Below are 11,326 nucleotides of genomic sequence, written 5' to 3'. Positions count from 1 at the left end.
GGCGTTCCTCCTGGCATTCCTCCTGGCATTCTACTTGGCATCATCGGAAATCACCTTCACCAGGTACTTGAGCAAAAGCATTTTGAGTATCTGCAGTCCAATTTGGGTAATAACCAAAATTCACTTCATCATTCTCCTTTATGATTTAATATGCAAATGAAATCAAATACTTTTTAATCAACAATCATTCTCATTATATTAGTCATAATATGTGAAGCACGGGCTTTAATCTCGTATAAGTAAGACAAATATCACAATTCCTTTTAACAACTGTACATATAATAAATTATAGAGAGGAGGTGATACTATGTCTGAATATTACGGAAGTGGAACTGGTTCAGCATTTGCGCTAATCGTAGTTCTATTCATTCTTTTGATTATTGTCGGTGCTACTTTCATGATGAAAGGTTATTAATACTAATTACCACCTATAATGCTCATAACTGTTGTAAGGGAATACTTTTTTAAACCTTACACCTTCAAAACTTTACTAAGGATCGCTATCCTCCGGGTGATCCTTTTAAATTTCATACTCAACCTCCTGAGGTATAATAAAAAGCCACACCTCGTTGATGTGACCTTTATGAATGAAGTCTATTCTATTTCCTTTTTCACTTCTTCAACTTTAGTTTCTTCTTTTTATGCTTCTTTTTTCTTAATGCTTTCTTCTCTCAATATCTTATCATTTCTTTTTCTCTGATTAATAATTGCCTGTTGTTGTCCAGTTAAATGACTTGTTCCATAATCAAATTTCATATCAATACCACCTTTCACATTAATCATAGCGTTAATAGGAAATGATTGTTATTAATATTATTCTGCTATATGTACCACTTATTCGTCTTCATTCCTTGTACGGCTAATGCTCCAGCAATAACTAGATCATCGTGATTCTTTTCAGTATTACCTCGCTTATTACCTAATCGTCCATTTGTCTCTACAAACATTTGCATCTGCTGTAATGTATGGTTACATTCAATATTGATTAAACCTTTTTCAAACGACTCTTTAAAATCACTTATCATGATTGCTTTTGTTTTATCTGTAGTCATGTAACCTAGTTGTAACTTTTTCTTACCACGTTCATCAAAAATCTTTTGCTTATACATATTTTCATATCCACATTCTTTGCGTAACCTTTCGATTACAGATAAGCCGTAACTATTTTTCTCGACAACTAAAAAAGCGTAGTTATACCAACGTCCAAGAACGTCAATTAACTCCGCAAATTCATAAACTGCAATCTTATTTGATTCAAACGTTAATACTTGCTGCCCACCTTCATCAAATCCAACAATAGTAGATGAATCGGCATTTCCCCACTCCCTGATGCAGTATCCACACCAAAGTAATATTTTTTGCCCACTTGTGGCGAATCAAACAATACAATACCCTTACTAGCCCATTGTCGAATGCTCTCAGGTAGCTTCTCACGTACCTCATTCTTAGGAATTGGCTCTTTTGTATAGGATAATCTGTTTAATACTTTAGTTTGATTAAACACTGCATTACCTGTCGAAATTACTCTCTTCTAAACATTACGACATCACCTAGACTTGTGATAGTAACGGTGTTTAATCCGAAAGGCGAAGACTATTCAATCGACTCTGGATTTACCAGGAACTGCTTAAAAACGTTATGACGATCCTATTAGCCTCTACGGTTTTTTTGAGTAATATTCATGCGTCCTGGTGCGAGCGTAAAACCCGATTAGTAATAAAAACCGCAACTCTTTTTAAGAGCACGGTATTAATCGATACACGATTCTGCTAATTCAACCAAATTGGATAACACATTATCCGGATATTTTTCATCTAGTCTTTTAAGACATTCTGCATATTCCTTACTCTGAAATTTAAAGGCCAAATCATCGAAAACCGATGATAACCAACCAATTTCTTCTTCTGTGCAATCGTCTAAAAAACGTATAGTATCGTTCACGTCATTAAATTCTAAAATCAATTGTTATATGCAACTTTTTCATTTTTTCAATAATACTTGTTACGTTTTGTCCATTAATCACCTTTATCACCCTCCTTTATGTTAAATATAAACTAATCAAAACATTTTTTACATATAAAAAGGCACAACGTTTGATTAAAAAAACGTCATGCCTTGCGTAAATATTGCGTTATATTCAATTTACTCTGTTTCATGCCCTTGTTGTACTGCTCGTTTAACGTTTGCGTATAAAACACGAGAACTTAACGAACCAATTGCACTCGCGACTTGTAATGCGATTGATACGTCCTGTTGTTGAATTGTACCTTCTTGCCTTATGTATACCTAGGTGAAAAAATATCTATTATTGCACCTATTATTCCAGGCACAAGAGGTACTATTCAAAAAAAGACCGTAAATAAATTAAAGTGTAATGTGTCATAGAAAGCAAACCACTCAATGAAAATTGGTGATTCTGCAATTCTTCCGAATAGAGTGCCATCAATGTCTTTCAAATTAGGTATCCACCCTGTTACTTCAAATGATATAAATAATATCTGTGACAATAAGAATGAACCAATAAGGGCTACCCATGATTTTTTCCAAAATGGAATTGTATTTTTTTGTTCATTTACCAAGTTTATTCCCCTCTAATTGTTATACTTAAAACAGTTTCGTATTTGCCCAGAGAATCTTAATACAACTCCGGCGGTTTTCGTAATTTACTTGCTTGTTCATATGAAAATGCGAGTTTTATTAAAATATCCTCACTAAATGCAGTGCCTGCGAAAGTTATGCCAAATGGTCTGCCATTTTTCATATAGCCTGCAGGGACGGCAATAGACGGATATCCGGCTTTCGCGCTAATTGTCGAGCCTATATATGATGGAAACATTATCGCATCTAAATTATATTTTTTTAATGTATAATCGATTCCTTGTTCTTGAGAAAAATACAAGTCCTCTAGTTTTGCATTTAGATAGTCAGGATCTCTTAACGTGTTCGGTAAATTATCTCTCATTTCCAATTTGTCCTGCCCATATTTCAACGTTTTTTCTTGTGAACATTTATTAAATTGGATTAAATCAGAGAGAGAATGTACTGGCATGTGCGAAGGTAAATTTACAAGGAAATTATTTAAACTATGCTTTAGTTCATGTTGCGGTACTCCCCATTTCCAGTCTCTATGAAAAGAAGGAATATCGATGTCTTCTATAATAACGGCTCCTTGCTCCCTTAAAACATGAATTACGTTATTAAAAAGGGTTTCATCATATTCCTCTGACTCATAATAAGTTGTGGAGGCATTCGTATAAACCCCGATTCTAGCACCCTTTAATCCTGTACCATCTAAAAAGATTGAGTAGTCTTGATGAATCCTTCTTTCACTTTTATATGTAGATACGTCGTCTTTATCTACTCCTGTTAATACGCCCAATAAAATAGCTGCATCTGTAACCGTTCTTGCCATTGGCCCTGCTGTGTCTTGACTGTATGTAAAAGGGATAAGACCTCTACGGCTAATTAACCCAACAGTCGGTTTTATACCAACTACTGAATTTTGAATAGCGGGACTTAAAATCGAGGCGTCCGTTTCAGTTCCAATTGATAAAACAGCAAAATTCGATGCCACTGCTACTGCCGACCCCGAACTGGATCCTCCTACAAAAAGTTCTGGATCACCATAAGGATTAAGTGTTTGTCCACCTCGAGAACTATACCCTGCCCACATTGTACTCGACATACCGTTTGCTAATTCAGTCATGTTTGCTTTCCCTAAAATAACAGCCCCCGCTTCACGGAGTTTTTTCACTAGAAATGCATCCTGCTCAGCTACATAGTTTTCTAATGCTGTTACGCCTGCACTAGTATGCATAAAATCTTTCGTTTCGATATTGTCTTTTAAAACAACCGGAATTCCGTGTAGAGGCCCTCTAGCCCCTTTTGCTTGTCTTTCTTCATCTAATGCCTCAGCAATAAAAATCGCTTCAGGATTAATTTCAAGCATGGAATTAATCCTCTGTCCATCTTGATCATACTTAGCAATCCTGTGTAAATAATACATAGTTAATTCTTTTGATGTGATCTCACCATGTTCCATAGCTATCTGAATATCAATTACTGACAATTCTTCTCTCAGAAAGCTTTTAAACTTTATCTCCATTCAAGTTCCCCACCCTTCATTTCTAAATTATACCAAATAAATCAAATTATCCTCAAAATATTATTCCTACTTTAGTGTTTTAAACATAATGCTCTCATTTGTTCGTATTTAACAACGAGCTAGTCCATTCGTTTCCTATTATCCAATTAACTACCAAATAATTATTTACTGTGCTACACTCTGAATACAGATACAATTTCCAGTTATTTTATAAAAGGACGGGATGGGAATCATAGAAGATGCTTAAATGTATTTGGGGTGCTTTAATGTGTATATATGGTGTGTCTTTATATATCAAATATTTTCAAAAACTAAGTGAAGGATGGAATATTACTCTTCATTTTTTATCAGGAAGTCTATGTATTATAGGAATTTCATTAATTATTCAGGCAAGAAGAACGCTTAAGTAATCTGGACCTATTAAGCAACATTTGTAATGTTATCGTTTCACACATGCCTGTATAACAAGATTAGCTATCATCTTATTCTTTTAGAAATAAAAAGCAGGCTTAAGAGGTGAACGAAATGAATATTATTAATTTTGATTTAGGAACTCTAATACTTTTTCTAATGGTATTACTTTTAATTATTAGTATTTTTGGATTTGTCATTAGAAAGTTGCTAGGTGTCGAGAGAAAGAAATGGTTTTCTTATGATTACGTTAACGAAAGACATAAAAAACTAGATTTATCAGTACGAATAATTTATTTGAGTCTAGTATTTATTAGTTCGTATTATAAATTTAACAATGATAATGTTAGAATTACTTGGTATTTTGAGTTATGGTTCATCATAATTGTCTTTTTAGTAACCTCTGAAATGTTACGAGCATTTATGGAATGGAAATACGCGGAAAATAAAAAAGATGCTGTTGCTACTATTGCAGAAATGATGTTTATGATTAGCATAGTATTTTTGACGATAAAGACTGATTTTTTTGGCTTATTTAATAGTTAATTCGGAAGAAATTGAAAACAAACAAGGCTATTTCGCAGATAATCTATCCCTGCAAAATAGCCTTTTTTCTTTAGTTACTAAATCTCTGTGTAAGCTTTTGTAAATCTTCTGCTTGTACACATAGGTCTTGTGACACTACTGTGTTGATTGCTTGCATTGAGGCACTTTGTTCATCAACGGAGTGTAAAATGACTTCTGTGGAATTGGTTAAACTTTCCATTCCATTTGCGATTGTCGAAACTAATTTTGTAACTTCATTCGCACTACTTGAAAGCTCTTCAGCTGTTGCGGAAATATCCTCTAGCTGATTCGTCATTTTGCTAACATGCTGAGAGATCGTGCCAAATGACTTTGTAGCCTCATCAATGACATAGACGCCCTGCTGAACGTTTTTTAAGTCTTCTTCGACAGAGGTTGCTACTTGTTTTGTATCGCTTTCAATGCCAACTACTAGATCGACAATTTGAATAGCCGAATGCTTAGATTGCTCCGCTAGTTTTCGAACTTCCTCTGCTACTACTGCAAAGCCTTTACCATGCTCTCCTGCGCGCGCCGCTTCTATCGCTGCATTTAATGCAAGTAAATTCGTTTGATCTGTAATAGCCGTAATCATGTCTGTCATAGATTTTATATCTGTCATTTTGCCTGATAATTGCTGCATTAAGTTACTTGTTTTTTCAGTAGAATCTGAAATGAATTCCATTTGATTTTTAGCTACATGTAAAATTTCCGCACCATTGCCTGCAATATCGTTTGCTTCTTTCGCATGATCAAATACATCTTGTGTAGCCACGGTAATACGCTCAATGCCATCAGCTGTTTCTTGCATAGCTATAGCGCTTTCATTTGCAGAATGTGCTGCTTTTTTAAGGCCCTCAGTCGTATTCTCCATTTGTGAGTCTACTTCGTTTATCGCATCTGCAATTTCATTTGTACTTGCTGATAGCTCCTCTATGCTCGCTGATAAATCGGTAGAACTACTAGCAATTTTTTGTGTCATCATATGTAATTGTTCTTTCATCTCAATAAATGCTTTACCTAAAGCTGCAACCTCATCTTTGGATTTTATCTCGATAGGAGAAGTGGTCAAATTTCCTTCAGCTATAGCTTGAGCGGATACTGCTAATTGTTTAATTGGATTAATAATTTTGTATTTCACATAGAAAATACACGATATTGTCATAGTAAATCCTATTACTGTTAATAAAGTGGACATCCACTCTAATGACTTTAAATTTGCTAAGTCAATAATTAAAATAAGACCCATGATAACATTTAAAAATGAAAAGCCAATTATACTTTTTTGTCGTAAACTCATACTAAATTCCCCTAACTATAATAGTATTCCTTAGTATTCCCATAATCAATTATAGTTTAAAATCCCTAAAATTCCTAGAAAAAAACACCAACTTTTGTAAGAAAAAAGAATTATAAAACAGGAAGTTTTTTCGTATTGTTCAAAACTATTGTGTCGAAGTTGTGATATAAAAGTTCGACTCTTCGTCAAGGGAGATTTCCGTAAAGACTGGGCGTTCTCTAGAGGAGGTGTTGGTTGGGTTTTGAACAACTAAAAAAGCACTTTGCTCTAGACAAAGTGCTTTCAACATAAATTATTTTAATTTCATAATACTTGAACCCGCAATACCTGGGTGAGTCATCTCATATGGATCTAGAATTAAATCTAATTGTTCTTTCGTTAGTACACCCTCTTCAAGGCAAAGCTCACGAATTGAACGACCAGATAGAATTGCTTCGCGTGCAAGGCGTGCAGCTACTTCATAGCCAATATGTGGGTTCACTGCTGTTAGTACGCCAACACTTTTTTCCACATATTCTTTCATGCGGTCTTCGTTTGCTTCAATATCCTTCAAGCAATTTTGTGTAAATGCTCGGAACACGTTATTCATAATACTAATAGATTGAATTAAGTTAAAGACAAGTACAGGCTCCATTACGTTTAATTCTAATTGTCCTGCTTCAGATGCTAAAGAAATCGTATGGTCATTACCAATTACTTGGAATGCTACTTGGTTAAGTACCTCTGGCATAACAGGATTTACTTTACCTGGCATAATAGAAGATCCAGGTTGACGCGCTGGTAAAATGATTTCCCCTAATCCAGCACGTGGACCAGAAGCCATTAAACGAAGGTCATTAGCAATTTTCGACATATTAATCATACAGATTTTTAATGCGCCTGATACTTCTGTATAAGCATCCGTATTTTGTGTTGCATCTACTAAATGTGTAGCGCCTTTAAGCGGTAATCCTGAAATTTCAGCAAGATGAAGATCCACTGCTTGAATATAGTCAGGGAATGCATTTAAGCCTGTTCCAACAGCTGTTGCTCCCATATTTACATCATATAGATTTGGGCGAGTTTGGCGAATACGCGCAATATCACGAGTGATCACACGGCAATACGCTTCAAATTCTTGCCCTAATCGAATCGGTACAGCGTCTTGTAAATGCGTACGACCCATTTTAATTACATGCGCAAATTGCTCCGCTTTTTGGTGGAACACTGCTTGCATGTTTTCCATTGTAAGAAGTAGTTCATCTATCAAATTCAAAACAGCAATATGAATAGCTGTTGGGAAAGCATCATTCGTTGATTGAGACATATTTACATGGCTGTTAGGGCTAATTGTATGGTAGTCCCCTTTTTCTTTGCCTAAAATCTCTAAAGCACGGTTAGCAATAACTTCGTTGGCATTCATATTTATCGATGTGCCAGCACCACCTTGGATTGGGTCTACGATAAATTCAGCATCCCACTCACCATCAATAACTTCTTGTGAAGCTTCGACAATTGCATCTCCGATTTCTTTTGAAAGTAGGTGTACCTCCATATTACTCAAAGCAGCTGCTTTTTTAACAATACCCATTGCTTTAATAAGTGCAGAATGAATTGTATACCCTGTAATCGGGAAATTTTCAGTTGCACGAAGCGTTTGGATTCCGTAATAAGCATTGCTTGGTAAGGCGCGTTCACCTAAAAAGTCTTTTTCTATACGTTGTGTGGACATAATTGTCGTCTCCTTTTATGTAATCCTCACACTTGATAGTAGCTAATAACTGTCGTAATGTAAACAGTCAATTGTCTGTAAAGTGAAAAATAATCAGTTTCAGCTTTACGTTATTGTATCCGGAGGCTTTATTTTCATTCATTTCACCACCTTGAGCCGCTTCGCTTTCGAAAAAAAATAAAACCGAGCGCAATTTTTACGCTCGGTTTATCATTATTTATTAGAAGTCACTGTAAAACGACTGTTTACATGCTTTGGATTTTCAATTTCATCCAACACTGCAACGGCATAATCTGCATAGCTAACATAACTTTCGCCAGAAGCATTCACTAATAAATGATCTTCTCCAGCAGTATAGCTACCTGTACGTGGACCTTCTGGATCAAAGAAAGCTGATGGACTTAAAAATGTCCAAGTAATAGTAGATTGTTGTAAGTCGTATAGATTTTCACCTTGATTTTTAGCTGTTGCGTAATACATTTCTGGAAAATCAGGTGTATCCATTACGCGTACATTTTTCTCTGGGTCTACAAACAGACTACCCGCTCCACCGACAACAAATAATTTTGTATTAATACCATTGAATATATCTATTAAATGACGACCAGCTTTCACATGTAATTCTTCCTGACCAGCAGGTGCACCAAACGCATTTACGACTACGTCAAAGCCTTTCACATCTTCTTGAGATAATGCAAAAACTTCCTTTTCAATTACTGAAATATTTGCTGTTACTTTTGAAGCTGAACGTACTATTGCAGTTACATCATGATCACGTTGCAGTGCCTCCTCCACAATCTTTTTTCCTGCTTTCCCTGTTGCACCAATTACTGCGATTTTCATCATTCTAATTCCTCCTATTTTTCAATTGTAACTAATTTAGTTACAGGTTAGATACAAAAGATCGACTTCGTTTATTTACGAAGTTGATCTAACACATCCTGTAAAGTCTGTGCTTGAAGTTGTTCTTCCATTGCATGCCAAACAGATGTATAAACACCTTCCAATGTCCGTTGGATTTTCTGACCAACTGAACATGCTGGATTTGGCTCATCATGAATCGCAAATAGCTGCTCTGGCCCATCAATCGCATGGTAAATAGCTAAAAGCGTTAAATCTTTTGGCTCTACTAAAAGATCATAGCCTGGAATACCTGTTTGCGAGGTAAGCAAACCCGCTTTTTTTAGCACACCAATCATACGTCGCACAACAACTGGATTTGTATTCACACTTCCAGCAATGTACTCAGACGTCAGCTGATTTTTATCAGATGTTGTAGCAATAAGCGAAAGAATATGGATCGCTACCGAAAACCGACTGTTCACCATATGTATCACCACCTGTTGTAACTATTATAGTTACAGGTTTGAATAAAAGCAAACAAATTGCTTTATTTGTACCTGCATTTATTTTTTTCATATTACGGAGTATTATACTTTCTTAACGTAAATAACTAATTCTTGTCGTATTTCTCCATCTTCCTCATAAAAATCTAAGTTATGAAATTCATACTTAAAATGGCCAACCGGAAACGTCACACTTTCCCCCTGTGCCGCAGCTAATGTACCTGCCACATCATGTGACACCATATGCAAAAGCTCTGTACCTAAAACTGAATCTACAAATACCACGTTCATAAAAAAACACCTCCTCAGCTATTATAGCTTAGAAGGCGCTTACAATTACAGTCTTTCTTCATAACGTTTCAAGCGAATTTCCTCAATGACTTCCATCATTATTTGAATTTGCTCCAATGTTAATTTTGTAGAGATGTGTGGTAGCTCAAATTCCACTGTTGCTTGAGGAGTATTCGTCAGCACCTTTGTCCTTAAACGCTGCTCACGCTCTCTTCCATCTATTTGAAAAATCAATGATCTCCTCACACCACTCACCTCTAGATTTTTATTTTAACTTCCATATTAAAACTTATATCGGAAAAAACTTGAAAAATTTAAATATCTTTTATATTTTTTAGAAAGTTTTGTTCTTTTATATGTATTAAAGGGTTTCTCTCTTTTGGTGTTTTATTCGTCGGTTTGGCGGTTTTAGTCACGATTTTGATGGTTCTTTCCATCGCTTTGGCGGATCTTTCCACGATTTTGACTGTTCTATCCGTCATTTTGACTGTTCTATCCGTCATTTTGACTGTTCTATCCGTCATTTTGGTCACTCTATCCACGATTTTGCATGTTCTATCCATCATTTTGGCTTTCATCCTTCACTTTGCCGTTTCTTTCCGTCGCTTTGCCTGTCCCTTCCGTCACTTCGGCTCTTCCTTCCGTCGCTCTGACTGTTCTTTCTACCGCTTCTGCTCTTCCTTCCGTCGCTCTGACTTCTTTCCGTCACATCGGCTCTTCCTTCCGTCTCTCTGCCTGTCCTTTCCGTCACTTCGGTTCTTCCTTCCGTCACTTTGGCTCTTCTTTCCGTCACTTTGGCTCTTCTTTCCGTCGCTTTGGCTCTTTCATCCGTCGCTCTGCCTGTTCTTTCCGTCACTTTGGCTCTTCCTTCCGTCGCTCTGCCTGTCCTTTCCGTCACTTCGGTTCTTCCTTCCGTCACTTTGGCTCTTCTTTCCGTCGCTTTGGCTCTTTCATCCGTCGCTCTGACTGTTTCTTCCGTCACTTTGTCTCTTCCTTCCGTCGCTCTGCCTGTTCTTTCCGCCGCTTCTGCTCTTCTTTCCGTCGCTTTGCCTGTCCTTTCCGTCACCTCGGCTCTTCCTTCCGTCGCTTTGACTCTTCTATCCATCATTTTGGCCTCTCTATCCACGATTTAGCCGGTTCTATCCATTCTTTCCGTCGCTCCGATCTATCTATCTCCCACTTCAATGTTTGTTTACATAAAAAAAGGTTCTAAGTCAAATGTTGGGGTGCTGTAATCTTTCAGCACCTTAACCCAGATGAACCCCGATTTCTTTATACTTTAAATTTAATAAGATTTTTGCTCGAAAGTGATCGAAACGTCGAAAGCCATATGCATTCCGTTTCATCACTTTTGTTTTATTATTAATACCTTCCAAGAAGCCGTTAGAATAACCAAAACTAAAGCTATTTAAGATTTCTACTTGCCAGTTTTTAAATGTTTGAATTGCTTTTAAGAAAGCTGGTAATTTTGCCTCTTCTACCTTACGGTAAAAAGCTAATAATCGCTTTTTCACTTCTACAACATCATTCTTTGTCTTTGCCCAATCAAACCATTCACAATAGATTTCCTTTAATTCATGAGCTACTTTCAATGTTTC

16 protein-coding genes are annotated in these 11,326 nt (G+C 36.3%); 3 read left to right on the top strand and 13 right to left on the bottom strand.

The genetic code is table 11. The features are described from left to right. Positions 1-307: 307 nt before the first annotated feature. Positions 308-415 carry a YjcZ family sporulation protein gene (locus AC3WSK_RS05250; RefSeq protein WP_079561094.1) on the top strand — a complete coding sequence of 36 codons (108 nt, stop codon included), beginning with the start codon at positions 308-310 and terminating at the stop codon, positions 413-415. Between the two features lie 406 nt (positions 416-821). On the opposite strand, the gene AC3WSK_RS05245 is transcribed toward AC3WSK_RS05250, so the two are convergent. From AC3WSK_RS05245 to AC3WSK_RS05225, 5 genes are all read right to left on the bottom strand, one after another. Further along, on the bottom strand, positions 822-1,298 hold the full coding sequence (locus AC3WSK_RS05245) for a phage terminase large subunit family protein (RefSeq protein ID WP_492534999.1): 477 nt from the start codon (positions 1,296-1,298) through the stop codon (positions 822-824). Then, positions 1,262-1,504, bottom strand: a complete 243-nt coding sequence (locus AC3WSK_RS05240; protein ID WP_079561092.1) for a hypothetical protein — start codon at positions 1,502-1,504, stop codon at positions 1,262-1,264. Before AC3WSK_RS05240 ends, AC3WSK_RS05245 begins: the two co-directional genes overlap by 37 nt. 245 nt (positions 1,505-1,749) lie before the next feature. After that, positions 1,750-1,941, bottom strand: coding sequence for a hypothetical protein (locus AC3WSK_RS05235; RefSeq protein WP_492414582.1), 192 nt, complete (start codon positions 1,939-1,941; stop codon positions 1,750-1,752). A gap of 401 nt (positions 1,942-2,342) precedes the next feature. After that, complete coding sequence (locus AC3WSK_RS05230) at positions 2,343-2,579, bottom strand: YfzA family protein (RefSeq protein WP_079561090.1); 237 nt, start codon at positions 2,577-2,579, stop codon at positions 2,343-2,345. Between the two features lie 56 nt (positions 2,580-2,635). Next, positions 2,636-4,105: an amidase family protein gene (locus tag AC3WSK_RS05225; RefSeq protein ID WP_079561089.1), complete on the bottom strand. Its 1,470-nt coding sequence runs from the start codon at positions 4,103-4,105 to the stop codon at positions 2,636-2,638. A gap of 525 nt (positions 4,106-4,630) precedes the next feature. On the opposite strand from AC3WSK_RS05225, the gene AC3WSK_RS05220 reads away from it, so the two are divergent. Next, complete coding sequence (locus tag AC3WSK_RS05220) at positions 4,631-5,062, top strand: DUF4181 domain-containing protein (RefSeq protein WP_427484609.1); 432 nt, start codon at positions 4,631-4,633, stop codon at positions 5,060-5,062. Between the two features lie 70 nt (positions 5,063-5,132). Here AC3WSK_RS05220 and AC3WSK_RS05215 read toward each other — a convergent pair whose 3' ends face one another. The 7 genes from AC3WSK_RS05215 to AC3WSK_RS05185 all read right to left on the bottom strand — a co-directional run bounded on the left by AC3WSK_RS05215 (position 5,133) and on the right by AC3WSK_RS05185 (position 10,294). Continuing rightward, complete coding sequence (locus AC3WSK_RS05215; RefSeq protein ID WP_427484610.1) at positions 5,133-6,380, bottom strand: methyl-accepting chemotaxis protein; 1,248 nt, start codon at positions 6,378-6,380, stop codon at positions 5,133-5,135. 292 nt (positions 6,381-6,672) lie between these two features. Further along, a complete protein-coding gene (aspA, locus tag AC3WSK_RS05210) occupies positions 6,673-8,091 on the bottom strand; it encodes an aspartate ammonia-lyase (RefSeq protein WP_079561085.1) in 1,419 nt (472 codons plus the stop codon). Positions 8,092-8,304: 213 nt separating this feature from the next. Then, a complete protein-coding gene (locus tag AC3WSK_RS05205) occupies positions 8,305-8,934 on the bottom strand; it encodes an NAD(P)-dependent oxidoreductase (RefSeq protein ID WP_492414588.1) in 630 nt (209 codons plus the stop codon). Between the two features lie 71 nt (positions 8,935-9,005). Continuing rightward, entirely contained in the window at positions 9,006-9,419 is a 414-nt protein-coding gene (locus AC3WSK_RS05200) for an Rrf2 family transcriptional regulator (protein ID WP_079561084.1), read from the bottom strand. A gap of 102 nt (positions 9,420-9,521) precedes the next feature. Then, complete coding sequence (locus AC3WSK_RS05195) at positions 9,522-9,728, bottom strand: thymidylate synthase (RefSeq protein WP_197143701.1); 207 nt, start codon at positions 9,726-9,728, stop codon at positions 9,522-9,524. 45 nt (positions 9,729-9,773) lie between these two features. Beyond that, positions 9,774-9,962 carry a hypothetical protein gene (locus AC3WSK_RS05190; RefSeq protein WP_492414583.1) on the bottom strand — a complete coding sequence of 63 codons (189 nt, stop codon included), beginning with the start codon at positions 9,960-9,962 and terminating at the stop codon, positions 9,774-9,776. 80 nt (positions 9,963-10,042) lie between these two features. Continuing rightward, entirely contained in the window at positions 10,043-10,294 is a 252-nt protein-coding gene (locus AC3WSK_RS05185) for a hypothetical protein (RefSeq protein ID WP_492414584.1), read from the bottom strand. Between AC3WSK_RS05185 and AC3WSK_RS05180 the strand changes: the two genes are divergently transcribed. Further along, the gene (locus AC3WSK_RS05180) at positions 10,279-10,941 is read left to right on the top strand and encodes a hypothetical protein (protein WP_492414585.1); all 663 of its coding nucleotides are present in this window, start codon (positions 10,279-10,281) and stop codon (positions 10,939-10,941) included. The two genes, AC3WSK_RS05185 and AC3WSK_RS05180, sit on opposite strands and share 16 nt — an antisense overlap. Positions 10,942-10,975: 34 nt before the next feature. On the opposite strand, the gene AC3WSK_RS05175 is transcribed toward AC3WSK_RS05180, so the two are convergent. Then, positions 10,976-11,326 (bottom strand): ISL3 family transposase (locus AC3WSK_RS05175; protein ID WP_492534982.1); only part of this gene is annotated, 351 nt, incomplete at its 5' end.

It is taken from the genome of Lysinibacillus sp. EB271-A1-10B (assembly GCF_058791335.1).
Note: the sequence above shows the minus strand (reverse complement) of the source record. Positions and strands in the feature narration are given on the sequence as shown.

Excerpts from the sequence above, each read along its gene's own strand:
- AC3WSK_RS05195 (WP_197143701.1), bottom strand. The coding sequence starts at position 9,728 with ATGAACGTGGTATTTGTAGATTCAGTTTTAGGTACAGAGCTTTTGCAT.
- AC3WSK_RS05200 (WP_079561084.1), bottom strand. The coding sequence starts at position 9,419 with ATGGTGAACAGTCGGTTTTCGGTAGCGATCCATATTCTTTCGCTTATT.
- AC3WSK_RS05220 (WP_427484609.1), top strand. The coding sequence starts at position 4,631 with ATGAATATTATTAATTTTGATTTAGGAACTCTAATACTTTTTCTAATG.
- aspA (WP_079561085.1), bottom strand. The coding sequence starts at position 8,091 with ATGTCCACACAACGTATAGAAAAAGACTTTTTAGGTGAACGCGCCTTA.
- AC3WSK_RS05185 (WP_492414584.1), bottom strand. The coding sequence starts at position 10,294 with ATGATGGATAGAACATGCAAAATCGTGGATAGAGTGACCAAAATGACG.
- AC3WSK_RS05225 (WP_079561089.1), bottom strand. The coding sequence starts at position 4,105 with ATGGAGATAAAGTTTAAAAGCTTTCTGAGAGAAGAATTGTCAGTAATT.
- AC3WSK_RS05180 (WP_492414585.1), top strand. The coding sequence starts at position 10,279 with ATGTTCTATCCATCATTTTGGCTTTCATCCTTCACTTTGCCGTTTCTT.
- AC3WSK_RS05215 (WP_427484610.1), bottom strand. The coding sequence starts at position 6,380 with ATGAGTTTACGACAAAAAAGTATAATTGGCTTTTCATTTTTAAATGTT.
- AC3WSK_RS05205 (WP_492414588.1), bottom strand. The coding sequence starts at position 8,934 with ATGAAAATCGCAGTAATTGGTGCAACAGGGAAAGCAGGAAAAAAGATT.
- AC3WSK_RS05250 (WP_079561094.1), top strand. The coding sequence starts at position 308 with ATGTCTGAATATTACGGAAGTGGAACTGGTTCAGCATTTGCGCTAATC.